General features: G+C 74.2%; 23 protein-coding genes. 10 read left to right on the plus strand and 13 right to left on the minus strand.

Annotated features, from left to right (window positions below; all coding sequences use genetic code 11):
* Positions 1–433: 433 nt before the first annotated feature.
* Positions 434–5,497, minus strand: a complete 5,064-nt coding sequence (locus DPM19_RS09095; RefSeq protein WP_111864731.1) for a HEAT repeat domain-containing protein — start codon at positions 5,495–5,497, stop codon at positions 434–436.
* Positions 5,498–5,552: 55 nt separating this feature from the next.
* Between DPM19_RS09095 and DPM19_RS09100 the strand changes: the two genes are divergently transcribed.
* The 5 genes from DPM19_RS09100 to DPM19_RS09120 all read left to right on the plus strand — a co-directional run bounded on the left by DPM19_RS09100 (position 5,553) and on the right by DPM19_RS09120 (position 9,683).
* Positions 5,553–6,806 (plus strand): RNA polymerase sigma factor, encoded by a 1,254-nt coding sequence (locus DPM19_RS09100; RefSeq protein WP_111864733.1) that lies wholly within the window; start codon positions 5,553–5,555, stop codon positions 6,804–6,806.
* A gap of 96 nt (positions 6,807–6,902) precedes the next feature.
* Positions 6,903–7,883, plus strand: a complete 981-nt coding sequence (locus DPM19_RS09105; protein ID WP_111864736.1) for a suppressor of fused domain protein — start codon at positions 6,903–6,905, stop codon at positions 7,881–7,883.
* Positions 7,884–7,987: 104 nt separating this feature from the next.
* Complete coding sequence (locus DPM19_RS09110; protein WP_146778786.1) at positions 7,988–8,647, plus strand: thiaminase II/PqqC family protein; 660 nt, start codon at positions 7,988–7,990, stop codon at positions 8,645–8,647.
* Between the two features lie 17 nt (positions 8,648–8,664).
* Complete coding sequence (locus DPM19_RS09115; protein ID WP_199484935.1) at positions 8,665–9,204, plus strand: HD domain-containing protein; 540 nt, start codon at positions 8,665–8,667, stop codon at positions 9,202–9,204.
* 62 nt (positions 9,205–9,266) lie between these two features.
* Entirely contained in the window at positions 9,267–9,683 is a 417-nt protein-coding gene (locus tag DPM19_RS09120; RefSeq protein WP_111864742.1) for a DUF4259 domain-containing protein, read from the plus strand.
* A 205-nt stretch (positions 9,684–9,888) separates the two neighbouring features.
* On the opposite strand, the gene surE is transcribed toward DPM19_RS09120, so the two are convergent.
* The 4 genes from surE to DPM19_RS09140 form a co-directional block, all read right to left on the minus strand.
* Complete coding sequence (gene surE, locus DPM19_RS09125; protein ID WP_111864745.1) at positions 9,889–10,725, minus strand: 5'/3'-nucleotidase SurE; 837 nt, start codon at positions 10,723–10,725, stop codon at positions 9,889–9,891.
* A gap of 23 nt (positions 10,726–10,748) precedes the next feature.
* The gene (locus DPM19_RS09130; RefSeq protein WP_199484936.1) at positions 10,749–11,729 is read right to left on the minus strand and encodes a 1-phosphofructokinase family hexose kinase; all 981 of its coding nucleotides are present in this window, start codon (positions 11,727–11,729) and stop codon (positions 10,749–10,751) included.
* 248 nt (positions 11,730–11,977) lie between these two features.
* On the minus strand, positions 11,978–13,159 hold the full coding sequence (locus tag DPM19_RS09135; protein ID WP_111864750.1) for an ABC transporter permease: 1,182 nt from the start codon (positions 13,157–13,159) through the stop codon (positions 11,978–11,980).
* The gene (locus DPM19_RS09140) at positions 13,156–14,070 is read right to left on the minus strand and encodes an ABC transporter ATP-binding protein (RefSeq protein ID WP_111864753.1); all 915 of its coding nucleotides are present in this window, start codon (positions 14,068–14,070) and stop codon (positions 13,156–13,158) included. The genes DPM19_RS09135 and DPM19_RS09140 overlap by 4 nt, the downstream gene beginning before the upstream one ends.
* Positions 14,071–14,223: 153 nt before the next feature.
* Here DPM19_RS09140 and DPM19_RS09145 point away from each other — a divergent pair, with 153 nt between their 5' ends.
* Positions 14,224–14,490 carry a type II toxin-antitoxin system Phd/YefM family antitoxin gene (locus DPM19_RS09145; RefSeq protein WP_111864755.1) on the plus strand — a complete coding sequence of 89 codons (267 nt, stop codon included), beginning with the start codon at positions 14,224–14,226 and terminating at the stop codon, positions 14,488–14,490.
* On the plus strand, positions 14,480–14,899 hold the full coding sequence (locus tag DPM19_RS09150) for a type II toxin-antitoxin system VapC family toxin (protein WP_111864758.1): 420 nt from the start codon (positions 14,480–14,482) through the stop codon (positions 14,897–14,899). The genes DPM19_RS09145 and DPM19_RS09150 overlap by 11 nt, the downstream gene beginning before the upstream one ends.
* Before the next feature lie 59 nt (positions 14,900–14,958).
* On the opposite strand, the gene DPM19_RS09155 is transcribed toward DPM19_RS09150, so the two are convergent.
* Both DPM19_RS09155 and DPM19_RS09160 read right to left on the minus strand, forming a co-directional pair.
* Positions 14,959–15,651: an HAD family hydrolase gene (locus tag DPM19_RS09155; protein WP_111864760.1), complete on the minus strand. Its 693-nt coding sequence runs from the start codon at positions 15,649–15,651 to the stop codon at positions 14,959–14,961.
* 88 nt (positions 15,652–15,739) lie between these two features.
* The gene (locus DPM19_RS09160; RefSeq protein WP_233510003.1) at positions 15,740–16,429 is read right to left on the minus strand and encodes a class I SAM-dependent methyltransferase; all 690 of its coding nucleotides are present in this window, start codon (positions 16,427–16,429) and stop codon (positions 15,740–15,742) included.
* Positions 16,430–16,632: 203 nt separating this feature from the next.
* On the opposite strand from DPM19_RS09160, the gene DPM19_RS09165 reads away from it, so the two are divergent.
* The 3 genes from DPM19_RS09165 to DPM19_RS09175 are packed head-to-tail and all read left to right on the plus strand — an operon-like array spanning position 16,633 to position 18,348.
* Positions 16,633–17,040, plus strand: a complete 408-nt coding sequence (locus tag DPM19_RS09165) for an ArsR/SmtB family transcription factor (RefSeq protein WP_233510004.1) — start codon at positions 16,633–16,635, stop codon at positions 17,038–17,040.
* Positions 17,040–17,945: a cation diffusion facilitator family transporter gene (locus DPM19_RS09170; protein ID WP_111864766.1), complete on the plus strand. Its 906-nt coding sequence runs from the start codon at positions 17,040–17,042 to the stop codon at positions 17,943–17,945. Before DPM19_RS09165 ends, DPM19_RS09170 begins: the two co-directional genes overlap by 1 nt.
* A 52-nt stretch (positions 17,946–17,997) precedes the next feature.
* Complete coding sequence (locus tag DPM19_RS09175; protein ID WP_325050203.1) at positions 17,998–18,348, plus strand: DMT family transporter; 351 nt, start codon at positions 17,998–18,000, stop codon at positions 18,346–18,348.
* On the opposite strand, the gene DPM19_RS37045 is transcribed toward DPM19_RS09175, so the two are convergent.
* The 6 genes from DPM19_RS37045 to DPM19_RS09205 all read right to left on the minus strand — a co-directional run bounded on the left by DPM19_RS37045 (position 18,326) and on the right by DPM19_RS09205 (position 22,925).
* Positions 18,326–19,075 (minus strand): ATP-binding protein, encoded by a 750-nt coding sequence (locus tag DPM19_RS37045; RefSeq protein ID WP_146778787.1) that lies wholly within the window; start codon positions 19,073–19,075, stop codon positions 18,326–18,328. The genes DPM19_RS09175 and DPM19_RS37045 overlap by 23 nt on opposite strands.
* A 488-nt stretch (positions 19,076–19,563) precedes the next feature.
* Positions 19,564–20,316: an SDR family NAD(P)-dependent oxidoreductase gene (locus DPM19_RS09185; protein ID WP_111864773.1), complete on the minus strand. Its 753-nt coding sequence runs from the start codon at positions 20,314–20,316 to the stop codon at positions 19,564–19,566.
* 155 nt (positions 20,317–20,471) lie between these two features.
* On the minus strand, positions 20,472–21,062 hold the full coding sequence (locus DPM19_RS09190) for a hypothetical protein (protein WP_111864776.1): 591 nt from the start codon (positions 21,060–21,062) through the stop codon (positions 20,472–20,474).
* A 124-nt stretch (positions 21,063–21,186) separates the two neighbouring features.
* Complete coding sequence (locus DPM19_RS09195; RefSeq protein ID WP_111864779.1) at positions 21,187–21,606, minus strand: nuclear transport factor 2 family protein; 420 nt, start codon at positions 21,604–21,606, stop codon at positions 21,187–21,189.
* A 109-nt stretch (positions 21,607–21,715) separates the two neighbouring features.
* Entirely contained in the window at positions 21,716–22,213 is a 498-nt protein-coding gene (locus DPM19_RS09200; RefSeq protein ID WP_158566735.1) for a DUF2243 domain-containing protein, read from the minus strand.
* Positions 22,214–22,289: 76 nt separating this feature from the next.
* Positions 22,290–22,925: a dienelactone hydrolase family protein gene (locus DPM19_RS09205; RefSeq protein WP_111864785.1), complete on the minus strand. Its 636-nt coding sequence runs from the start codon at positions 22,923–22,925 to the stop codon at positions 22,290–22,292.
* Positions 22,926–22,978 lie beyond the last annotated feature (53 nt).

Consider the following 22,978-nt stretch of genomic DNA (forward strand, 5'->3'; position numbering starts at 1 on the left):
GGTTCTGTGAACGTGCGGGTTCGGTTGCGGCCGGGTCCCGCGAACTTGCAGGTGCGGTTGCCGATGGGCTCCGTGAACCGCAGGTTTGATCACGACCGGGTTCGATTGCGGCTGGGTTCCGTGAACCTGCAGATCTGACCGTGGGCGGGTGTTGTGAGCCTGCGGGACTGGCCACGGACGGGTTCCGTGGACCTGTGGGTCCGGCTGCGACCCGGATTGCACGGCGGCGGTTCGAGCTACGTCGGCCTCGGGTTCCGTGGACCTGTGGGTCCGGCTGTGACCGGGTTCCGCGAATCCGTAGGTTCGGCTGCGGTGGGGCCCGGCGAAGCCGCCGGTGCGGGTCTGTGCCGGCGACCGGTGGGCCGCCGATCGGCCCTGGCGGGTCCGCGGAACCCGTCCGCCGGGGCGGACACGTTCCCCGGACCCGCCGGGGTCAGCCGGCGGTGATCCGGTCGAGGACGGCGGTGTAGCGGGGGCGGCGGTCGGGGCGGGCCCGCCCGGCGGCGTGCCGCAGCGCGGGGACCGCCGGGCCGCCCACCAGGACCAGGCCGTCGGCCGCCGCCCGGCGGACGGTCGGGTCCGGGTGCAGGAGCAGGTCCGCCACCGCGGGCAGCGCGGGTTCCCAGCCCGCATGGCACAGGGTGTTGACCGCAGAGCGGACCACGTCCGGCCGGGGGTCGTCGAGCAGCAGCTCGGTGAGCCGGAGGTGGGCTGGCCGGTCGAGCACCCGGCGCGAGATCCGGTGCGCGTGCAGCCGGACCCGGTGCTCGGGGTGGCCGAGCAACTCGGCGAGCAGTTCCGCCAGTTCCTCGTCCGCGGGCTGCTCGGCCAGCGACGACAGTGCCCGGCGCGCCTGCTCGGGCGGGCCGGTCCGGGCCAGCTCCAGCAGTTCCCGGCGGGACGGCCGGGACGCCGCCTCCGGGAGGTCGGGCCGGGCGCGCAGGGCCGCCAGCGCGGCGGTGTCCTCGCGGGCGGCACCGGGCGGGCGCAGTGGCCCGTCCACCAGGACGAGCCGCTCGTCGCCCGACCGCCGGCGCGCCTCGGCCAGCGGCGGGGTGTTCAGCACCGGACGGTCGGCGAGGAGGTCGAGGAACCCCCACTCCCTGGCCGCAAGCCGGTCGGCCAGGAGGTCGGCCAGCATGTCGGCGGGCATCCGGCGCAGCGCCCGCCCGGCGGCGGGCACGCCGCGCCGCCACCACTCCGGCAGCAGCCGCGCCACCGGGCCGAGGTCCGCGTCGGCACCCGCCTTCTCGATCAGCAGGGCGGCGACCTCAGCGGCGCGCGTCCCCTCGCCCAGCTCGGCCGGATCCAGGGCGGGCAGCGCCCGGGCCAGCTCGGCGGTGACCGGCACGTCCACGCGGCCCGCCAGGTGCGCCCGCAGCACGGCGGCCCTGACCTCCGGCTCCGGCCAGCCGCGCAGCGCCCGGGCCGCGAGCTGCCGTCGGTCGGCGTCGGGGCCGCCCAGCAGGGCGAGCAACCGGTCGCGCAGCGCCGCCGAGCGGGGCTGGTCCAGGTCACCGGCCCGCGGCACGCGCTCCGCCTGGACGGGCCGCCGGGCCTCCTCCGCGAGGGTCCAGGCGGGGGCGTCGACGGGCTGGAGCTCGACCATCCAGTCCAGCAGAGCCGCCCGGATCTCCGGCCCGGCGGCGTGCGGGTAGACCTCGGCCAGCGCGGCCAGCTTCTCCCGCGAGCCGACGGCCCGTTCACCGCGCGCACCGGGCACTTCGCCGCGGGAATCACCGCCGCGCGGATCGGCACGGCCGTCGCCATGAGCACCGGTCGAGCCATGAGCGCCGCCGGGGGCTGCGGCGTGAACACCGTCACGAGCGGTCGTGCCGGCGCTGCCACTGGCTGGGGCATGAGTGCCGTCAGGAGCCGTGCCGCAGGCGCTGCCACGGGCGGCCGGGCCGGTGCCTCGGTGAGTCCCGTTACGGCTGCGGAACTCCTGGAGACCGCGCGGGGTGCGGGCCGCGGTTTCCAGGTCGGTGCGCCAGGAATCGGCTGAGACAGCCGGGCGGGAGCGCTCCTCCGGACCCGGGTGGTGGGGTGCCGTGCTGTCCGGGCCGGAGTCGGCGAGGCCGAAGGCGTCGTGGAGCACCCGGCGTTCGACGCGCCACGGGTCGGGGCCGGTGCGCGCCGCGGCCAGCGCCCGTTCCACGTCGGCGCGGGTGAGCACCGCGCCGCAGCGGCGGAGCAGGCCGAGCGGGACCGGGCCGGGCAGCGCGCGGAGCCGGCCGGCGAGGTCGAAGGCGGACTCGGCGGGCAGCCGGGGGACGGCCGCGTCCAGAACGGAGAGCAGGCCGTCGCGGTACGCCCCGCTGGCCCGTGCCAGCGCGCCGGCCAGCAGGGGAGCGGACCGGGCGAACGCCTCGACCTCGCCGTCCGTCCAGGGGGCCGGGCACAGCCGCAGCACCAGCCGCAGGGCGGGTTCGCGGCGGGCCCGGTCGGCTTCGACCAGTTCCAGCCAGCGGTCCAGGAGCGGGCGCAGCCCGGCCAGGTGCCGGTCGGCCAGGTCACTGGCCGGATCGTTGGCCGAGTGGTCAGCCGAGCGGTCGGCTGGATGGTCGGCCGAGCGGTCGGCCAGGTCGCCGGTGGGGCGGTCGAGGAGGCGCCGGGCCGCCGCGGCGTCCCAGCCGTGTTCGGCCAGCAGGGCGGCGTCGGCGTCCGGTCGCGGTGTTTGGTCGCGTGGGGTGACGCCGTATGTGGCCAGGTCGTCGAGTGCCCCGGAGCCGAGCGCGATCCGGCCGTTCGCGAGCAGTTCGAGCAGGGCCGGTCCGGCCGGGGACCCCTGGTCGGCCAGGGCGCCGACGGCGCGGGCGGACAGCGTCCGGTGCAGCCCTTCGAGCAGCAGGGTGCGGGTGCGGTCGCCGTCGGCGCGCTCGGCGGCGGCGAGCACGGTGGCCGGGTAGGCGGTGCCGAGGATCGCGCGCAGCGCCGCGGTGAGGGAGTCGCGCAGCCCGGGGTTGTCGTGCCGGCCGAGCCAGTACAGCAGCTTCGGTACCGCCGCCGGGTCGCCCGCCGTGCCGAGCGCCGCCGCGGCCGTTTTCTTGATGTTCATGGTGGGGTGGTCGAGGGCCGCGGCGATCGCCGGGCTCGCCCAGCGGGCGTTCGCGTTCCCGAGCGCGAGCAGCGCCTGCCGGACGGTCCGCGCGTCGCCGGAGGCGGTCAGCGGGAGCAGGCTCGCCGACAGGGCCCGGGCGTCCGGCCCGGCGAGCAGCGCGATCACGTGCTTGCGCACCTGCGGGTCGCGGTGCCGCAGCAGCCGGTGCACCCGCGCCCGGGTGGCCGGGTGGGGGACCCGGCCCAGCAGTTCCAGCAGGATCGCCCGCTCGGCGTCGGCCAGGTCGGGCCGCTCCAGCAGATCCAGCGCCATCGTCGCGACGAGCGCCCGCCCGGCCTCCTCCGCCGTGCCGGCGTCGAGCAGGCACACCGGCCGGATCCGCCCTCGCCGGTACAGCCGGGCCCCCAGCCCGCACACCGCGTCGATCACCTCGGCCGGCACCGCGGGCTCCGCGACTCCCGCCTTGCGGCGCCGCGCGCGATCCTCGGCATCGCCCACTCCGCCGAGATGCCCGCCGTCATGCCCGCCACCGGGCTGGACGCCGTGCCGATCGCTGTGTTGGCCGCGGTGCCCACTGCCGGGCTGGACGCCGTGTCCACCGCCGTGCCGGTCGCCGGGCTGGATGCCGTGCCGATCGCTGTGTTGGCCGCTGTACCCGCTGCCGGGCTGGCCGCCAGGCTGGGGGCTGTGCCCGCCACCGTGCCCGCTGCCGAGTGGGCCGCTGTGCCCATTGCTGTGCCGGTCGCCGGGCTGGACGCCGTGCCGGCCGCTGTGTTGGGCGCTGTGCTCACTGCCGGGCTGGGCGCCGGGGTGGAGGCTGTGCCTGCCGGCGGGCTGGCCGGAGATGGCCGCGCCCGCCGCCAGGTCGGAGACGACGCGCAGGAGCAGGTCGGTGAGGGCCGGGACGGTGCCGGCGGTGCCGTGCCGGGCCAGCCGGCACAGCGCGTCCACCGGACGGTCGGGGTCCAGGGCGGCGCGCAGCACGGCCAGTTCACGCTCGTCCGGGCCGCCGAGGTCGGCCGCGATCCGGGCGGGCAGGTCGCGGGGGTCGAGGCGGTCGAGCAGCCGCCCGCGCTCCCCGGTGTCCTCGGTCAGCAGCCACAGCAGTTCCAGTGCCCGGTGCCGGACGGGCCGCAGGTACGGCGCGACCTCCCCGTCGAGGCCGTCGCGCAGCATCGCCGCCGTCCGCGGCCCGCCGACGGCCTCCAGCGCGTCGAGCGCGGCGCCGGCCGCCAGGGGCAGTGCGGCGAGGACCGCGTCCTCGGCGGGCCGGTGGCGGAGCGCGCGGACGGCGCGCAGGAACGGGCGCGGGTCGCCGGCCTCGGCCAGCATGCGGGTGATCGTGTCCCCGATGTCCGGGTCGCCGGTGCCCTGCCCGGCCAGGGCGACCAGCAGGTCCAGCCGCCGGGGCCAGTCCGGCGCGTCGGTGGGCGCCGCCGCCAGCGTGCGGAGCATCGCGTCCCGGCAGGTGAACAGGACGGTAGCTGACGTCTCGGCGGGGATCGTGTGGTCGGCGAGCGCCAGGCCCAGCAGGGCGGGCACCTGGTCGTCCCCGGCGAAGTGCCCGCGCCGGTGCATCTCGCCCAGGCAGCCGAACAGGGGCCCGCCCAGCAGCAGCGGGTCCGTCGCGGCGAGCCGGACGAGCCGGGGGGCGTCCGCCCGCGTCGCGAGGCCGCCGAGGAGTTCCAGGGCCCGCCGCCGCAGCCGGGGCGGCCGGTCCGGGTCGGCGGCGACCTCCCACAGCGGCCCGGGGTGACCGTGCCGGGCCGCGACCTCGGCGATCGCCGGGCCGTCCGGCAGGCCGGACTCCGGCAGCGGGTCGAGCGCCGCCCACGGTTCGGCCAGCTCGCGCTGGGCGCCCTCGGCCACCTGAGGGGCGGCCGACCCCGCCAGCCCGGCGAGGTGCGCCCGCGCCCGCGCGGGCGACAGCAGACCCTGGTGCAGGGCCTCCCGGGTCAGCCGCAGCGCCGCGGCGCACAGCACCGGGTCGGCTCCCCGGATCAGCTCGCCGATCAGCAGGTCGGGGTCGTCCGCGTCGGCCGCCTCGATGGAGTGCACAGCCTGGTACAGCGTCTCGTCGGGTGGCCGCTCCCCGCCCATGCCGTGGTGGTGCCCGGCCTGGTGCGGTGGCCCGTCGGCGGGCGGCTCGCGCAGGATCTCCGGACGGGCGAGCACTTCGGCGCGCCGCCAGGCGATCCGTACCCGGGCGGGCCACCCGGCCGGGTCCCACCGGGGCGGGCCGGTGTGGGCCCGTAGCCGCTCGTGCAGCCGGGCCAGCAGCAACGCCCCCTCCGGCGGTAGCCCGGCCGGCGAGGCGGGCAGCAGCGCGGCGAGCTCCGGGCCCGGCCCCGACTCGGTGATCCGTTCGTCCAGCCGGATCAGCGCCCGCAGCCGCTCGGCGGGGTCGTCGCTGTGCGGCAGGTCATCCGTACCCATGCCGGGATGGTCGCAGTTCCGGGTGTGTTGCGGCACGTGGATATGAGGTGCTCTGATGAGGGCCGTGGCCGACATGGACGTTCATCGCTCGATCGACGCGGTCTGGCGGCTGGAGTCGCCCCGGCTCATCGCGGGGTTGGCCCGGCTGATGCGCGGCGACGTCGGCGTCGCCGAGGAGCTGGCGCAGGACGCGCTGGTCGCCGCGCTCGAACAGTGGCCCGGGTCCGGTGTCCCCGACAACCCGGGGGCGTGGCTGACGGCCGTCGCCAAGCGCCGTGCGATCGACCTGATCCGCCGCCGGGAACGCCTCGACCGCAAGATCGAGGAGATCGGCCGCGGGCTGGAGACCGAGGAGACGCCCGAGCCGGACTTCGACACCGAGATCGAGGACGACCTGCTGCGCCTGGTGTTCACCGCCTGCCACCCGGTGCTGTCCACCGAGGCGCGGGTCGCGCTCACCCTCCGCCTGCTCGGCGGCCTGAAGACCGAGGAGATCGCCCGGGCGTTCCTGGTCTCCGAGCCGACCGTCGCGCAGCGGATCGTCCGGGCCAAGCGCACCATCGCCGACCGGAAGGTCCCCTACGAGGTCCCGCAGGGGGCCGAGCTGGTCGAGCGGCTGGCGTCCGTGCTGGAGGTCGTCTACCTCATCTTCAACGAGGGCTACTCGGCGACCGCCGGGGACGACTGGATGCGCCCCGCGCTCTGCGAGGACGCGCTCCGGCTCGGCCGCGTCCTGGCCGGGCTGATGCCCCGGGAGCCCGAGGTGCACGGCCTCATCGCGCTGCTGGAGATCCAGGCGTCCCGGTCGGCGGCCCGGAGCGGCCCGGACGGCGAGCCGATCCTGCTGCTCGACCAGGACCGGTCGCGCTGGGACCGGCTGCTGATCCGGCGCGGCCTCGCGGCGCTGGAACGCGCCGAGGAGCTCGGCGGGACGCCCGGCCCCTACACGGTGCAGGCCGCCATCGCCGCGTGCCACGCCCGGGCGCACACCCCGGAGGAGACCGACTGGACGCGCATCGCCGCCCTCTACGAGCTGCTCGAACCGTCCCCGGTGGTGGAGCTAAACCGCGCGGTCGCGCTGTCGATGGCGCTCGGCCCGGCCGCCGGCCTGGCGATCGTCGACGAGCTGACCGGTGAGCCGGCGCTGCGCGGCTACCACCTGCTGCCGAGCGTCCGCGGTGACCTGCTGGCCAGGCTCGGCCGCCCGGCCGAGGCGCGCGCGGAGTTCGAGCGCGCCGCGTCCCTGACCCGCAACGAGCGCGAACGCACCCTGCTCCTCGACCGCGCCGCCGCCTGCGCCGAGGACTGAACCGTCGATGTGACATGAGTCACATGAGGGATCGGGGGGCGGCTCCGGGAACGTCGGTATCCGCATTCGCCCGACATCGACGACGATGGGACGCGCATGCTCGTCTACCAGAACTGGGAAGCGATCGACGTGGTGCTCAAGGAGCGCTACGGGGACGCCGACCGCCTCGAGTGGGCGCCCCCGGTGCCGTACCGGCCGGCCGGTCCCACCCCGATCGGCCGGTACGTCACCAACCTGATCGTCGCCTACCCGCGGACGGACCCCGTCCCGCACTGGCACCTGATCGGGTACGCGATGACCGCCCCGTTCGAGCAGCGCGGGTACGAGTTCACCCTGCGGGTGCCGCGGGCTCCGGAGGACACCGAGCTGCCCGGCTGGGCGATGCCCCACCTGGAGTCGCTGGCCTCCTATGTCGCCCGCAGCGGCAACGACTTCGCCGAGGGCCACTACATCGAGTACCCGGAACCGATCGACCCCGCCCGGCCCGGGTCCGAGATCCGCGCGGGCGGGTTCGCGCTCGACCCCGAGCTGGGCGAGCTGGACACCGCCCTCGGCAAGGTGACGTTCCTGCAGTTCGTCGGCATCACCACCGACGAGTTGCACGCCGCCCAGTCGTGGAACGTCCGCGGGCTGCTGGGCGCGTTGCAGCCGCGGCTGCCGGTGCTGCTCACCGACCTGGACCGGACCTCGCTGGCCGAGACCCCCGAAGTGGTGTCGGCGGTGGCGGACGGCGCCCGCCAGGAGGGATCGGGCACCGGGTTCCTGTTCTTCCACCGGCTCGACTCGGCCGCCGGCGACGAGGTGCGGCTGACGCTCGGCGCCGAGCACGTCCCGCAGTTCACCCGGGTGCTGCCCGGCCGGATCCCGCACGGCGCCCCGCTGATCCTGCGCGGCGGCAGCGGCCGGCCCGTGGTCTTCCTGCCCGGCCCGGAGTTCGGCCACGACGGCACCGGCGAGGCCCTGGAGATCACCCTCCCCGCCGGGCCGGTGGCGGAACTGGCCGCCGCCGTCCGGGCCGAGCCCGGCGAGTACCGGGTCCCGGCGCTGCCCGGCCTGACCGTCACGGTCATCCCCTGACAGTGATGATGTGGGCTGGTGGTTCTGCTGGTGGGCCTGACTCGCCCACTGGCTGACGTCCTGGGCGGTTGACGGGCGCGGGCGGGGATGATCCGGTGGTCGGCATGGACGGACGTTCTGCGGTGGACCTGGCGGCCCGGGCCCGGGCCGAGATCGCGGCCGAGGCGACCGGGAACCGGTTCCTCGAACTGCTGGAGGCGGGGGAGGCGCCCCGCGAGCGGCTGCACCGGCTCGCCGGGGAGGAGTGGCGGATCGTCGACAGCGACCGGCGCGGTTTCGCGTTGCTGGCGTCCCGGTTCGCCGCGCCGCCCGCCGGCGACTGGTTCCTGGGGATGGCCCAGGGCGAGACGGCCGCGTTCGGCCTGCTGGCCGACTTCGCCGCCGCGCTGGGCTGGGACGAGCAGGACCTGCGGGCGTACCGGCCCAGGCCGGCCGCCCAGGCGTACCCCAACTACCTGGCCCGGCTCGCCTGGCAGGGCACCCGCGCCGAGGTGGCGCTGGGCATGGCCGCCAACCTGGCCGAGTGGGGCGAGTACTGCGGCCGGGCCGCCGTGGCGCTGCGCGACCGCTACGACCTGCCGGAACCGGCGGTCGCCTTCTTCCGGTTCTTCGCCGAGCCCCCGCCCGGCCTGGAGGAGCAGGCGCTCGCGGTCGTCCAGGCGGGCCTCGACGCCGGCGACGACCCCGCCGACGCCCTGCACGCGGCCCGTATGCTGCACGCCTACGAAACCGCTTTCTGGGCCGACCTCGCCGACGGCCTCTGACCGTTCCGGGGGCGCCTGTGGAACCGCTGCCGGACCGGGCGGCCGAACTGCTGGCGTCGGTGGGGGCGCCGCCGCGGCTGGTGGCGCACCTGCGGCTGGTCCACGACGTGGCGCACCGGCTGACCGGCCGGCTGGCCGCCGCCTGGCCCGCCCTGGAGTTCGACCGGGCCGCGGTGCTGTTCGGGGCGGCGACGCACGACATCGGCAAGGCGCTGCACCCCGCGGAGCTGTCCGGGCCGGGCGCCGAGCACGAGCCCGCCGGCCACCGGCTGCTGCTGGAGCGCGGCGTCCCCGAGGAACTCGCCCGGTTCGCCCGCGACCACGCCGCCTGGGACGCCCCGGGCGCCACGGTGGAGGACCTGCTGGTCAGCCTGGCCGACAAGGTGTGGAAGGGCAAGCGCGTCGAGGCTCTGGAGATGCTCCTGGTCGAGCGGCTGGCGGCGGTGGGCGGCCAGGAGCCGTGGGCGGCGTTCATGACGCTGGACGACATCCTGGCCGACCTCGCCGCCGGCGCCGACGCCCGCCTGGCCTACCAGTCCCGGCATCCCGTGGAGTGAGAGGCGCGGTTGTCGGCGCCCGCCGGTACCGTGCGGGGACCGGACGCGGCGGGAGGGCGGGCATGGGCACCTGGGACTACGGGCCGTTCGACAACGACAGCGCGCTGGACCTGGTGGGGGACCTGGCCGACCGGCCGGCGGGCGAGACGGTGCCCGAGCTGCGGGCCACGATGCTCAAGGTGCTCGACGCCGGCAGTCCCGTCGACGCCTGGGAGATGAACCAGGCCCTCGCGGCCGCCTCCGTGGTGGCCGGGCGGATCGACCCCGCCCTGCTGGACGACGAGGACGAGGCCGAGGTGTGCGCCGGGCGGCTGGGCCCGGAGCTCGACGCCGAGTTCCGCGCCCTGGCCGTGCGCGTGTTCGACCGCGCGTTCCGGCCCGACGACAACGAGTGGTACGACCTGTGGGTCGAATCCGAAGCTCTCGACGAGGTCGAGGTGGCCCACGCCCCCTACCGCGCGGTCCTCTCCGGGAGCTGAGGCGTGTCTCCAAGTGAGGCCGACAGCCTCTGGCGGTACCACCGACGCCCGTCTCCGGCCCCTTGCTCGCGTGATCGTTGAGGATAGGTGGGGCTGGGGCCCCACCTATCCTCAACGATCACCGGCGCAGGCGCTTGTGGCGGGCGGCCGGGTCCTGCGCGAGCGAGCCAGGATCATCGGCACTCGACCCACTTCGAAACACGCTTCAGGGGCGCGGCCAGCCGGGCGGGGCGGTGGACTCGCAGACCGGGGTCAGGAAGGTGTAGGTGGCGTAGCCCTGGGCGAGCAGCCCGGCGTCGCTGTCGGGCTCCTCGGACGGGTCGATCGCCTGGACCGAGGTGCGGAAGAACCCGTGGCCGGTCTCGGAGATCGTGGTCTGCACGGCACCGAAGCCGGCCAGCGGGGCCCGCCGCACGCCCCGTACCTTCTCGGGCGGGATGTTCGGCGCGTTGACGTTGCAGGTCACCAGCGCGCCCGAGGCCAGCATCGCCGTCAGCATCTCGGCGGCCACCGCCACCGCGGTGTCCCAGTACAGGCTGGGTCCCGTGTCGAGCGAGATGGCCAGTGCGGGCAGCCCGTTGGCGCGGGCGGTCAGCGCCGCGCCCACGGTGCCCGAGTGCAGGATGGCGTTCCCGGTGTTGGCGCCGTGGTTGACGCCCGACAGCACGATGTCCGGCGGGTCGCCGAAGGCGCCGTTGATCCCCACCAGGGCGATGTAGGCGGGGGCGGCGGACACCGCGTAGGCGGGAACGCCCTCCAGCGCGGGAATGTCCCGCTTGTCCACGATCACCCGGCCCTCGTGCTGCACCGAGGTCAGGCCGGCGCTGCTGCCGCTGGCCTCCTCCCGGGGCGCGGCGACCACGGCCTCCAACCCGGCCTCCTGGGCCAGCATCGCCAGCCGGTGCAGCCCCTCGGAGCTGATGCCGTCGTCGTTGGTCACCAGCGCCCGGCGGAACGTCTTCACCGGCTGTTTCAGCGCCCTCTCCCGGCTCGGGCAGAATTCGTCCTCCAGGCCCGGCCCGGCGCCGTCCTTCTCAGGCATCAGGGGCCTCCTCCGTCACCCGGTCACGGCCGGGTCCGCTCGGCGAGCTCGCGCGGCGACAGGCACCAGCTCTGCCGCTCCCCGCCCTCGAGCGGGTGCAGCTCGACCTGCTGGGCGAGCCGGTGGGCGGCCCGCGGGTCGACGGTGCCCAGGCCGTGCCGGGTCACGTTCAGGGCGCCCGCGGCCACCCCGAGCCGGATGGCGTCGTCGATGCAGAGGCCGGTGGCCAGCCCGGCGCTGATACCGGCCGTCATCGAGTCCCCGGCGCCGCGCGGCTCGACCGGTTCCAGGTCCGGCAGCGGCACGGCGTGCACCTCGTCGCCGATCAGCACCAGGGCCGGCCGGCCCTCCCGCGACACCACGACCGTGTCGGCGCCCTCCTCACGCAGCCGCCGCATGGCGGCGACCAGTTCGGCGGGCTCGTCCCGCTCGGCCCGGCCGTCCGCGATCAGCTCCTCGTGACTGATCTTGAGAACGTCCACCCCGGCGCACAGGCACGAGCCCAGCGGCTTCCCGGTCAGGTCGACGACGACCCGCCGGCCGTTGGCGCGCAGGTCGTGGCTGAGCCGCCGGTAGACGTCGGTGCGCACCAGGTGCGGCTCGGCGGGGCCGGACAGCAGGCAGACGTCGGCCGACAGCCCCTCGGCCAGCGCCACGTTGTAGAGCTGGTCCATTTCGTGCCGGGTGACCGGGTCACCGGGCGACTGGGCGACGGTGGCGCGCGAGCCGCCGCGCCGGTCGTGCACGTAGGCGCTGTTGCGCCCGGTTCGGTGCACCGCGCGGGCGTCGATCCCCTCACACGAGATCAGCTCCCGCAGCACGGCCCCCGTCTCCCCGCCGAAGCAGCCGCACAGCACCGTGGGCACCCGGAGCGCGGACAGCACCCGGGCCTGCCAGACCCCCTGCCCGCCCGCGTGCAGGTGGACGTCCGGCCGGCCGTCCTCCTCCTCGATGGTGACCGTCAGCACGGGCACCGGCGCAAAGATCATCGCTTTTACGGCCATGGCTCCCCCGATCCTTCAGCCGTTCTGGTGCTCCCCGCCAGATCCGGGCTCATGCACGCTCAGGGGATCGGGTTGCGCAGGCCCCCGGCGACGGGGCGCCAGGACACGACCGGCGGGTGGGGGCGGAGCACACCACCCCCACCCGGGAGCTCAGGCCCTGCTCATGGACGCCGGAGCCTCCTCGGTCGCTGCGCGGGTCGCTCGTCCCTCGCGGTCCACTCCGCTCCCTCGTCGGCTCAGGCGTCGGCTCAGGCGTCGCGGAAGGCGTCGGCGAGTCTGATGCGGGTGCCGGTGCGCAGGACGGAGTTGCGGTAGATCCGGCCGGCCAGCTGGATCATCAGGGCGATCAGCAGCACGGTGAGCGTGAGCGTCAGCGCGACCTGCCAGGCGGGGACGTCGAACGCGGCGCGCATCGGCATCAGCGTGGGGGAGAAGAACGGGATCAGCGACAGGAGTTCCACCAGCCCGCTGTCGGGGTCCGCCGGCAGCACCGAGACCCCGATCACGTACGGCACGATGATCAGCATCATCACGGGGGTGACCACCCCGTTGGCGTCCTCCTGCCGGGACACCAGCGACCCCAGGGCCGCGAACATCAGCGCGTACATCACGTACCCCAGCAGGAACCACACCAGCGCCCAGAAACCGGCCCAGGTGATGACCGAGGCCGGGATGGAGAAGAGCCCGGTGACCTGCGCGCTGACGACCCCGGCGACGACCACGAGGAGCATCTGCACCGTGCCGACGACCCCGATGCCCAGCACCTTGCCGAACAACAGCTGCGTCGGCCTGATCGAGGTCAGCAGCAGTTCGACGACCCGGCTGGACTTCTCCTCCACCACGCCCTGGACCACCGTCTGCCCGTAGACCAGCAGGATCAGGTACACCAGGATCCCGGCGAACATGCCGAGGCCGATCCGCTCCCCGAACCCCTCGGCCTGCGGGTCCAGCCGCTGGACGTCGACCTTCGCGGCGGCCGCCGCCCGGTTGGCCGCGGCCGGGTCGCCCCCGGTGCGGGCGATCTCGGCGTCGAGCGCGGTCTGCCGGGCGATCGAGGCGAGCGCGGCCTGCAGCGCGGGGTCCAGTTGCCGCTTCACCACGGCCTTGGGCGCCGTGGCCGTGCCGGTGACGAACACGTCCAGCTCGCCGTCCAGGACCTGCTTTTCGCCGGTGGCGGCGGGCACGGTGCGCGTCTCGACGTCCTCGCCGAGGGCGTCCGCGGCGGCGGCCAGCGGCCGGGCCAGCGCGGGGTCGGTGACGCCGACGGTGACGGCCGAGCTGCCGCCGATCAGGGTGAAGATGACGGAGCCGCCGATGACGGTGACCAGCATCAGCCCGGTGAAGATCAGGAACATCTTCGACAGGATGCGGGTCTCGATCTCGCGGCGGGTGACCAGGAGGACGGCCTGCCGTGCGCTCAGCGCGCTCATCGCGTGTCTTCCTTCTGGTCGTCGGCCACCACGTGCCGGAACAGCTCGGTGAGGGAGGGGCGGCGGCGGACGAACTCGCGGACCGGCCCGGTGGCCAGCGCCGCCCGCAGCACGGCCTGGTCGTCGGCGCCGGGTTCGGTTTCCAGGACGGTGACCGTGCCCTCCCGGCCCACCACCTGGATGCCCGGCAACCCGTCCGCCCAGCCGTCGGGCGCCTCGGGGGCGTCCACCAGGAGCTGGACCGTTCCGCCCGTGCGCAGCTCGTCCACGGTGCCGGCGGCGACCATCCGGCCGGCGCTCACGATGCCCACCCGGTCGCACTGCCGCTCGACCAGGTCGAGCTGGTGGCTGGAGAACACCACCGGGACGCCCTCGCCGGCCTTCTCCCGCAGTACGTCGCTCATCACGTCCACGGCCACCGGGTCCAGCCCGGAGAACGGCTCGTCGAGCACCAGGACCTCGGGGTCGTGGACCAGCGCGGCGGCGAGCTGGACGCGCTGCTGGTTGCCCAGGCTGAGCTTCTGCACGTCGTCGCCGCGGCGGCCCGCGACGCCGAGCCGCTCCGTCCACGCCTCCATCGACCGCCGGGCGTCGGCCGCCGACAGCCCGTGCAGCCGGGCCAGGTAGACCAGCTGTTCGCCGACCTTCATCCGCGGGTAGAGCCCGCGCTCCTCCGGCATGTAACCGATCCGGCGCCTGCTCTCCAGCCCGAGCGGCTCGCCCCGCCAGCGGACCTCGCCGGAGTCGGCGGCCAGCACGCCGAGCACGATCCGCATGGTCGTGGTCTTGCCGGCCCCGTTGCTCCCGACGAACCCGAATATCTCTCCGGCGCGGACCTCGAACGTCATCTCCCGCAGGGCGACCACGTCTCCGAACCGCTTGGAGACAGCATTGATCTCCAACGCATTCATGCCGGGAACTTTTCCACCTTTAAGTCACATTCAGAACACACCTGACATTCCATGGGATGGGCGGCCCGCCCGTCTCCGTAACGCCTTCGAGTCACTGGTGCCACTCGGTAGCACCGGGTGGCACCGGGTGGCACCGGGGAGTACGATGGGTGGATGACCGCACCGGATGAGATCACTCAGCGGGACCTCCGGGGGAGATCCGGGGAGATCATGGACGCCGTCGAGCACGGCGAGGCCTTCATCGTCACCCGCAACGGAACCCCGATCGGGGAACTGATCCCGCTGCGCCGCCGCCGGACGGTGACGCGCGAGCAGTTTGCGGCCATGTCCGCGAACGCACCGGTCATCGACGCCGACCGGTTCCGCGCCGACCTGGACTCGATCACCGACACCGAGCTGTCAGATCCCTATGCGCGGTGAGACGCACGGGCTGCTGGACACCAACATCCTGATCCTCCGGCGGGAGATCGACCACGCCGAACTCCCCGACATCGTGTCCATCAGCGCCATCACCCTGGCCGAGCTCTCGGCGGGCCCCCACCACACCGACGATCCTCGGGAGCGCGCCCGCCGTCTCGACGTGCTGCAACGCACCGAGGCCGAGTTCGACCCCCTGCCCTTCGACGCCGAGGCCGCCCGGGCCTTCGGGCGGGTCTCGGCGGCGGTTCTGGCGACCGGCCGCAAACCGCGTGGCCGCGTACCCGATCTCATGATCGCGAGTGTCGCCATCGCCCACCGTCTCCCGCTGTTCACCACCAATCCCGGCGACTTCGAGGGACTCCAGGACCTGCTGGCGGTCATGCCGGTGAAGCATCCCCACACCGGCTGACGGGCATCGCCCGGCGACCCGTACCTCGCCATCCGGGTGGTACCCGAGTCGGTGGGCGGTCAGAAGTGGTGGAGCAGGTCGGGGAAGGCGGTCAGGTGGAGGACGCGGTCGTCGGTCGGGTCGAGTTCGTCGTGTTCCAGGACCCAGGTGTGCTCGTAGGGGATGAACACCGCGTTCATCCCGGCTCGGCGGGCGGGGAGGATGTCGGACTTGGGGGAGTTGCCGATCATCCAGGTCTCGGCCGGCGTCAGGGTGTGCTGGGCGGTGAGCCGCAGGTAGGTGTCGGTGTCCTTCTCGCGCACGATGTGGACGTGCCCGAAGTGCGGGGCGAGCTGTGAGGCGTCCAGCTTGCGCTGCTGCTCCTCCGGGTCGCCCTTGGTGAGCAGTAGCAGGTCGTGCCGGGAGCCGAGGTCGGCGAGCGTGTCGGCGACCCCGGGCATCGGCTCCACCCGGTGCTCGGCGATCGCCACGGCCAGGGCCTCGATCTCGCGGCGTTCCCGCTCGTCGACCGGCCGCTCGTACAGCCGCTCGAAGCACTCGCCCAGGCTGCGCAGCAGCACCTTGGACCCGTACCCGTGGACGACCGCGTTGGCGCGCTCGATGTCGTCGAGGATCGTCCGCAACTCGACCTTCCCCAGGGTGGGGTGCGCCAGCCAGTCGAGGTAGTCGTCGATGACCCGCTCGAACAGGATGTTGTTCTCCCAGAGCGTGTCATCGGCATCGAAGATCAGCACTTGCCGGCGCAGCCGCATCGGCCTCCCCTTCCTCCGGGTGGAATTCCAGGTCGAACCTAGGTCATACGTAGTACGGCCGCCACGGGTTTTACCGTGAAACGGCGGTTCACCGGCGCGGTTCGTAGTAGGAGTCCACCGCGGGCTGGCCGGTGTAGTTGGGCCCGGCCCGGTCGTCGGCGCCCAGGTAGCGGTAGGGCGGGTCGAGGTCCCGCCGTCCCCGGCACACCACCCGGCGCCGCCGGGAGACGTACTCCAGCCCGGCCGCCCGGAGCGCGGCGGTGAGCCGCCGCCCGGCCGGCGCGCCACCGGCGAGGCGGACGGACCCGGGGTCGAAGCTGGCGACCGCCAGACCGTCCGGCGCCAGCCAGGACGCGATCCGGGCCAGCGCCCCGAGCTTGTCGCCCACGTAGTGCAGGCCGTGCACGCACGTCACCAGATCCACCGGGCGCCCGGGCTCCCAGGCCGTCACCGAGGCGGTCACCAGCCGCACCGCCGGCGGTGCGGGCGCGAAGTGGCCGACCAGGTCGACGCCGACCAGGTCGGCACGGGCGTCCAGCCCCTCGTCCGCCAGCCGGAGCGCCACCTCGGTCAGCGCCCGCCCCTCGCCGCAGCACAGGTCCACCCAGCACACCCGGTCGCGTCGCGCCAGCCGCTCCCGGATCTCGCCGAGAACGTCGATGCCCAGCTCCCGGCCGTAACCGGCCAGCCGGCGCTCCCGGTTCATCGCACGGTTGGCCACCACCGCCGACCGCTCCAGCGCCGCGTCGCCCAGCAGCCGCACAGGTTCGTCGTCCATCGCCGACATCCTTCCGCACCGGGTGCCACGAGCCGGCCGTCCGGTTCCGTCGCCCTCGCCCGGAGCGGGATGCCCGGCGGCCAGGGCCCGCGCGCGTCTCCTCCACACCCCGGCAGGTCAGCAGGGTCAGGGCGGGAAGGGTGAGCCGTGCGGCGGTGCGCCGGGGGTTGACGGCGGGGCGTCGCGGGCGGTTGAGTGGATATGTGAACAGCTCTTCAGATGTTCCGGCCGTGGACATCGACGGCTGCGCCGTCCGGGTGGTGGACGCGGCCCGGGTCGCCTCGGTGTGCGAGCGGATGCCGGCCGACCGCGACGTGGTCGACACCGCCGACGTCTTCGGCCTGCTGTCGGACCCCAAGCGGCTGCGGATGCTGATGGCGCTGCTCGACGGGGAACTGTGCGTGTGCGACCTGGCCGCGGTGAGCGGGCTGAGCGAGTCGGCGGCCTCCCACGCGCTGCGCCTGCTGCGGGCGCACCGGGTGGTGTCCGTCCGCCGGGCCGGGCGGATGGCCTACTACCGGCTCGACGACGCCCACGTGCGGATGCTGCTGGACGTGGCCGTCGCGCACATCGAGCACACCGAAGCCGTGCACCCCGAACGGGAGCTGTGATGGGGGCGGGGCACGGGCACGGCCACGGGCACGCGGGCGCCCGCCACCGGTGGCGGCTGGCCGTCTCGTTCGGGCTGATCGGCTCGTTCTTCGTGGTCGAGCTGGTGTACGCGCTGCTGGCGGACTCGCTGGCGCTGCTGTCGGACGCCGGGCACATGGCCGCCGACGTGGTGGCGCTGGGCGCGGCGCTGGTGGCGACCCGGATCGCGGCCCGTCCCGACACCACCGGCCGCCGCACCTACGGCTCCTACCGCGCGGAGGTCTTCGCCTCGCTGCTGGCGGTGCTTCTGATGCTCGGCGTCTCGGTGTACGTGGTCGCCGAGGCGATCGGCCGGATCGGCGGGGCGCCCGAGGTCGCCGCCGGGCCGATGCTCGCGGTGGGCGTCCTGGGCCTGGCCGTCAACGCCGTCGCCCTGCTGCTGCTCCGCTCGGGGGCCGCGGAGAGCCTGAACGTCAGGGGCGCCTACCTGGAGGTGGTGGCCGACACCGCCGGCTCGGTCGGGGTCATCGTGGCGGGCGGGCTGGTCGCGGCGACCGGGCAGCCCCTCTGGGACACCGTGGTCGCGCTGGGCATCGGCGCGTTCGTGGCGGTGCGCGCCCTCGCGCTGGGCCGCCAGGTCTTCGCCGTGCTCGGGCAGCACGTCCCCGAGGGCATGGACCTCGACGTGGTCTCGGCCGACCTGGCCGCGGTCGAGGGCGTCAAGGACGTCCACGACCTGCACCTGTGGACGCTCACCTCGGGCATGCACGTGGCCACCGCCCACCTGGTGACCGAGGACGACGCCGACTCGCACGCCGTCCTCGACCGCGCCGGCCACCTGCTCCGCGAGCGGCACGGCGTCGCCCACGCCACCCTCCAGGTGGAACCCGCCACCCACCAGGGCTGCGACGAACTCGGCTGGTAGGACCCGGTAGGGTCCGGCGCGAGCGGCTCGCCCCGCCGGGACCCCGGCCGGCGTGCCCGGTACGGGAGACGAGGAGCGGGCGTTGGGTTACGTGTTCCTGGTGCTGGCGATCGCCTGCGAGGTCGTCGGGACGAGCCTGCTGAAGAGCACCGAGGGGTTCAGCCGCCTCGTGCCCACGGCGGCGTGCCTGGGCGCGTACGCGCTGGCGTTCGTCTGGCTGGCCCAGGCGGTGAAGGACGTCCAGGTCGGGGTGGCGTACGCGCTGTGGTCCGGGTTGGGGACGGCGGCGATCGTCGCCATCGGGGTGACGTTCCTGAACGAGCCCGTCAACGCCGCCAAGGTGATCGGCATCGTCCTGATCATCACGGGCGTCGTCGTGCTCAACCTGGGCGGCGCCCACTGACCTCGGCGTGGAGGAGTCGTTCGATCTCCGCCCGGCGGTAGCGGCGGCGCCCGGTGAGTGTGCGGATGTGGGTGAGCCTCCCTTCGACGGCCCAGCGGGAGACGATCTCGGGGTCGACGCGGAAGGCCCGGGTGACCTCGGTGGGCGTGAGCAGGTCGGCGGTCCGGGCGGCCGGGAGCGTGCCGGCGGGCGGCTGGTGGAGCCCCCACCAGGCGAGGACGACCTTGCCGCCGGCGGGGCTGGGGTAGCTGGCCCAGTCGTGGGCCAGGGCGGCGACGAGAAGGAGCCCGCGACCGCCCTCATCGTAGCGGCCGGGGTCGGCCGGGACGGGGGGCCGGTCGCTGCCGTCCCAGACCTCGCAGACCAGCTTGTTCCCGGTGCGGCGGAGCTGGATGACGACGGTGCCCGGGGTGCGGTCGTGCAGTTCGGCGTAGGTGGCGGGGGTGGTCTTGGTGCCGGTGGCGGTGACGGCGTTGGTGAGCAGTTCGCTGGCCACCAGGGCGCAGTCGGCGGTCAGGCGGTCGAGCCGCCAGGTGCTGAGCTGGGCGGTGACGAACCTGCGCCCGCAGCCGACCGCGGTGGGCAGGGCGGCCAACCGCAGCCGGGCGGTGTCGTGGTCGGGATCACGGGGGTCGGAGCAGAACAGCGGCCTCGGCTCGTGCCGCTCGGCGGGGAAGGCGGGCATGGAGGGTTCCGGACGGGTGTCGGGGGACGGGGGAACGTTCACCGCCGAAGGCTCGGATGTCTCTCGGGCCGGTCCGGCGGGAGGCGGGGTCGCCGCACACCCGCCCGGGTGGGCGGAACTCGCGGAAAGGGTGTTTTGCTCTGAGGTTCACCATTCGGTTCCTCTGCTGTCACTGTACGTGCTCGCCCGTGCGCGAGGGGGTCGTATTCAAGGAATGGGGAATCGGATTTCATCGAATTCGAGAAGCGCTCACATCGCGCTGTCTCCGGCCCGCCCCCATGGCTTCTACCAGGTATTTGGATCTGATTATTCACCTGGCATCCGTTCGCTCGTCGGCTCGATCTGATAGGCCGGCGGCGGGGTGGGACAATCTGCCTTTTAATGGAAACGGCGGACTCGACACACCGTCAAAATATGTGAAATATCTACTTTCCTGGAGTTCTGGTGCCGATAGCCGGCGAGAGCGATGCCAGGGCGGCGGCGTGCCCCCGCGGAGCATCGTGGCGCTCCGCGGGAGCGGCCGCTCGTCCTCAGACGGCGGTGCGGCCGCCGTCGACGGGGAGTACGGCGCCGTACACGTAGCTGGCGGCGTCGCTCGCGAGGTAGGTGATGGCGTTCGCGATCTCCTCCGGCGAGGCCTGCCGCCCGACCGGGGCGGCCGCCGCGAGCTGGTCCGGGCCCTCGCCCAGGATCTCGGTCCCCTCGGTCCGGGTGGGGCCGAGGGCGACGGCGTTGACCCGGACCCCGCGCGGGCCGTACTCGGCGGCCCACGTCCTGGTGAGCTGGTTCAGCGCGGCCTTGCTGGAGGCGTACAGCGCCGTGTCGGGGACGCCGAACGAGGCCACCATGGTGCTCACGTTGACGATCGCGCCCGCGCCGCGCTCGGCCATCGCCGGCGCCAGCTCGCCGACCAGGAACAGCGGGACCTTCACGTTGAGGGCGTAGACGGCGTCGGCGTCCTCCTCGGTGACCTGCTCGGTCGGCGCGAGCGGGAAGATCCCCGCGTTGTTGACCAGGATGTCGACCCGGCCGCCGCCGAGTTCGGTCGCCCGGCGGGCCAGCGTCCGGGCCGAGTCGGCGTCCCGCAGGTCGGCCGGGACGAAGTCGGCCTTGCCGCCGTCCGCCCGGATCCCGTCGACCACCGCGTCGCCACGGGCCCGGTTCCGGCCGCAGACCAGGACGTGGGAGCCCCGTTTCGCCAGGGCCGCCGCCGTGGCCGCGCCGATGCCGCTGGTCGCGCCGGTCACGAGGGCGACGCGCCCCGCGAGTTCTGTATCGGTCATGGCAATGTCCCTCTCGGCGTGGCTGCTCCGGGATCGGAGCCCGGATTCGGTACAACTCCGCAGGTCAGGACATGCTTCCCGCTGGGTGCGGGGATCGGACCGGTACGCCGCGCCCCCTGATCGGGACCCGGCCGGCCGGGTCCCGGCGGCGCGGGTCAGCCGGAGACGCGGTTGACGCTGAAGGTGTGGCAGCCCGTGCCGTCCACCGTTCCCGAGATGTTGGTGGGGCGGTCCTCCCGGATCTGCGCGTTGAGGTTGATCATGAGGTAGCCGTCCGGCCGGTTGATCCAGCGGTCGCCCCGGAGCGAGAGGGCCCCCTCCCGGTAGGTGCCCAGCATCACGAAGGACCCCGTGGGGACCGACCGGTTGCCCGGGACGGAGAAGAAGTCGAAGGTCGCCGTCAGCGTGCCGTCCGGCCTCGGGTCGGTGAGGGTCAGCCGCATCCCGGTCGTGCCCTGGTTGCACTCGTAGTTGCCCTCCCAGCGCCCGGCGAGGGCCACCGAGGACGGCGCGGACGCCGAGGGCGGTGTGGACACCGCGGCCGGCGGCCCCGTCGCGGCGGGTTCGTCGGGGTCGGAGCGGAGGAAGAGCAGGGCCGCCACGATGACCACGGCACCGGTGATGAGGACGAACAGGACGACCGCGACCGCGACCGCGCAGCCGGCGTGCCGCCGCTGGACGTCAGGGGGCGGGAGCGGGTACGACCCGGGCGGCGGGGGGTGGTTCGGGTCCTGGTAGGGGTTCATCGCGCTGGGTCCCTCGTAGATCGTCTCGGAGCGGAGGCCGGTGGCGCTCCGCCCGGGATCGTCGCAGAAGGAGACCCTTCTTGAACCGAAATGGCCGCATGAGGCGGCCGAAGTCCGGTTCCGGTCAGGGAGCGGGCACGAGACCGTCGGCGACCAGCCCGGCGTAGACCGCCTCGCTGAGGGCGTCGACGGCGGAGCGGGGACGCACCATCACGGTGAACTCCTTGATCAGCCCCTGGTCGTCGACCTGGATCAGGTCGATGCCGTGGATGGCCCGCCCGTTCACGGTCGCCCGGAAGACCAGGACGTGCGACTCGGCCGGCCCCTGTTCGGTCAGTTCGACCTCGCCCCGCAGTTCGCCGACGTACCGGAAGTCCTCGAAGGTGCGCAGCAGCACCCGGAACAGCCCCCGGACCATCGGCAGGCCCTCGAACGGGGTGAACTTCACCGGGCTGAAGAACCGCACGTCCTCGGCGAACAACCGGTCGATGGCCGCCAGGTCGCGCTCCTCCACGGCGATGCGGAAGCGGTCGGCAGTGTTCATGGGCTCCTCCTATTCAACTTTAGGAGTAGTCATATCATTGACTATTAACCTTGAACAGCCGACCGCGGGACGTCACGGTGCGTGACGGCGGGCCCGCTCCCGGAACCGCCTAGGGCACGCGCTCCGGCGGTTTCGGCGCCGGTTCGGCGGGCTGGTCCGGTCGCTGCCGCTCCGACCGCCGCCGGTACGAGGAGGCGGCCAGGGCGAGGCCGATCGCCAGGAACGCCGCGGCGGCGAAGGCGACGACGTCGGCGTACGGCAACCGCCGGTACATGTCCAGCGGGCCATACCGCAGGATGATGCACCACAGCTGGAACCCGCCGGTCCCGATGAACCAGGAGGCCCACCACATCCTCACCAGCAGCGCCTGCTGCCGCCGCAGGTCCACCAGCAGGAACAGCCCCACGACGGCCACCAGCAGGCCGACCACGTGGAAGAGCCCACCGGAGATCGCCCGCGCGTCGACCATGTCGTACGCGCGCTCCCAGTGCAGCACCCTGGTCAGCAGGATCTCCTCGACGAAGACCGTGGTGCCCACGCCGAGCAGCCCGCCGGAAAGCCGGGTGTGCCGCCGCTGAAATCCTTCATCGGCGGGTGTGAAGAACACCTCGCCTCCTTCGTAGTCCCCCAGGTCCGCGGTACTACCCTCCGTGTTCGTCACCAAACGGAAGCCAAAATCGCGATCAACCCTCGAAAAGAAGGTGTTCGCGGAACCAGCCGGCGGCGAGTTCGGTCACCCGCTCCAGGGCGCCGGGCTCCTCGAACAGGTGGGTGGCGCCCGGCACGACCTCCATCCGGTGCGGGACGGCCAGCCGCCGCCCGGCCATCTCGTTCAGCTCCAGCACTTGCGCGTCGTTCCCGCCGACGATCAGCAGGACCGGCGCCCGCACCAGCTCCAGCTCATGCCACGCCAGGTCGGGCCGGCCGCCCCGCGAGACGACCGCGCGCACCAGGCCGGGCCGCCGGGCGGAGGCGGCCAGCGCGGCCGCGGCGCCGGTGCTCGCCCCGAACAGCCCGATCGGCGGTCGCGCCGCGCAGGCCAGCCAGTCCACCGCCCCGACCAGCCGCCGGGTCAGCAGGTCGATGTCGAACCGCAGCGTCCCCGTGGCGGCGTCGAGTTCCCCCTCCTCGGGCGTCAGCAGGTCCAGCAGCAGCGTGCCCAGCCCGGCCCGGCGCAGGCCCGCCGCGACGGAGCGGTTCCGCGGGCTGTGCCGGGAACTCCCGCTGCCGTGGGCGAAGAGCACGACGCCGGTCGCCCCGTCCGGGACCTCCAGGTCCCCCTGCACCGCGGCGTCCGCGAGGTCGAGTGTGACGCTCATCGCAGCTCACCCCCAGACCGCCGGTACCCGGCGACCGGGGGCTCATGCGCCGA

It is taken from the genome of Actinomadura craniellae (assembly GCF_003289645.1).
Lineage (GTDB): Bacteria > Actinomycetota > Actinomycetes > Streptosporangiales > Streptosporangiaceae > Actinomadura_D > Actinomadura_D craniellae.

Coding starts and splice junctions, on each gene's coding strand:
- DPM19_RS09190 (WP_111864776.1), bottom strand. CDS start 21,062: ATGAACCCCTACCAGGACCCGAACCACCCCCCGCCGCCCGGGTCGTAC.
- DPM19_RS09135 (WP_111864750.1), bottom strand. CDS start 13,159: ATGAGCGCGCTGAGCGCACGGCAGGCCGTCCTCCTGGTCACCCGCCGC.
- DPM19_RS09100 (WP_111864733.1), top strand. CDS start 5,553: ATGAGGGCCGTGGCCGACATGGACGTTCATCGCTCGATCGACGCGGTC.
- DPM19_RS09145 (WP_111864755.1), top strand. CDS start 14,224: ATGACCGCACCGGATGAGATCACTCAGCGGGACCTCCGGGGGAGATCC.
- DPM19_RS09195 (WP_111864779.1), bottom strand. CDS start 21,606: ATGAACACTGCCGACCGCTTCCGCATCGCCGTGGAGGAGCGCGACCTG.
- DPM19_RS09130 (WP_199484936.1), bottom strand. CDS start 11,729: ATGGCCGTAAAAGCGATGATCTTTGCGCCGGTGCCCGTGCTGACGGTC.
- DPM19_RS09160 (WP_233510003.1), bottom strand. CDS start 16,429: ATGGACGACGAACCTGTGCGGCTGCTGGGCGACGCGGCGCTGGAGCGG.
- DPM19_RS09155 (WP_111864760.1), bottom strand. CDS start 15,651: ATGCGGCTGCGCCGGCAAGTGCTGATCTTCGATGCCGATGACACGCTC.
- DPM19_RS09105 (WP_111864736.1), top strand. CDS start 6,903: ATGCTCGTCTACCAGAACTGGGAAGCGATCGACGTGGTGCTCAAGGAG.
- DPM19_RS09120 (WP_111864742.1), top strand. CDS start 9,267: ATGGGCACCTGGGACTACGGGCCGTTCGACAACGACAGCGCGCTGGAC.
- DPM19_RS09110 (WP_146778786.1), top strand. CDS start 7,988: ATGGACGGACGTTCTGCGGTGGACCTGGCGGCCCGGGCCCGGGCCGAG.
- DPM19_RS09140 (WP_111864753.1), bottom strand. CDS start 14,070: ATGAATGCGTTGGAGATCAATGCTGTCTCCAAGCGGTTCGGAGACGTG.
- DPM19_RS09185 (WP_111864773.1), bottom strand. CDS start 20,316: ATGACCGATACAGAACTCGCGGGGCGCGTCGCCCTCGTGACCGGCGCG.
- DPM19_RS09170 (WP_111864766.1), top strand. CDS start 17,040: ATGGGGGCGGGGCACGGGCACGGCCACGGGCACGCGGGCGCCCGCCAC.
- DPM19_RS09205 (WP_111864785.1), bottom strand. CDS start 22,925: ATGAGCGTCACACTCGACCTCGCGGACGCCGCGGTGCAGGGGGACCTG.
- DPM19_RS09095 (WP_111864731.1), bottom strand. CDS start 5,497: ATGGGTACGGATGACCTGCCGCACAGCGACGACCCCGCCGAGCGGCTG.
- DPM19_RS09150 (WP_111864758.1), top strand. CDS start 14,480: ATGCGCGGTGAGACGCACGGGCTGCTGGACACCAACATCCTGATCCTC.
- surE (WP_111864745.1), bottom strand. CDS start 10,725: ATGCCTGAGAAGGACGGCGCCGGGCCGGGCCTGGAGGACGAATTCTGC.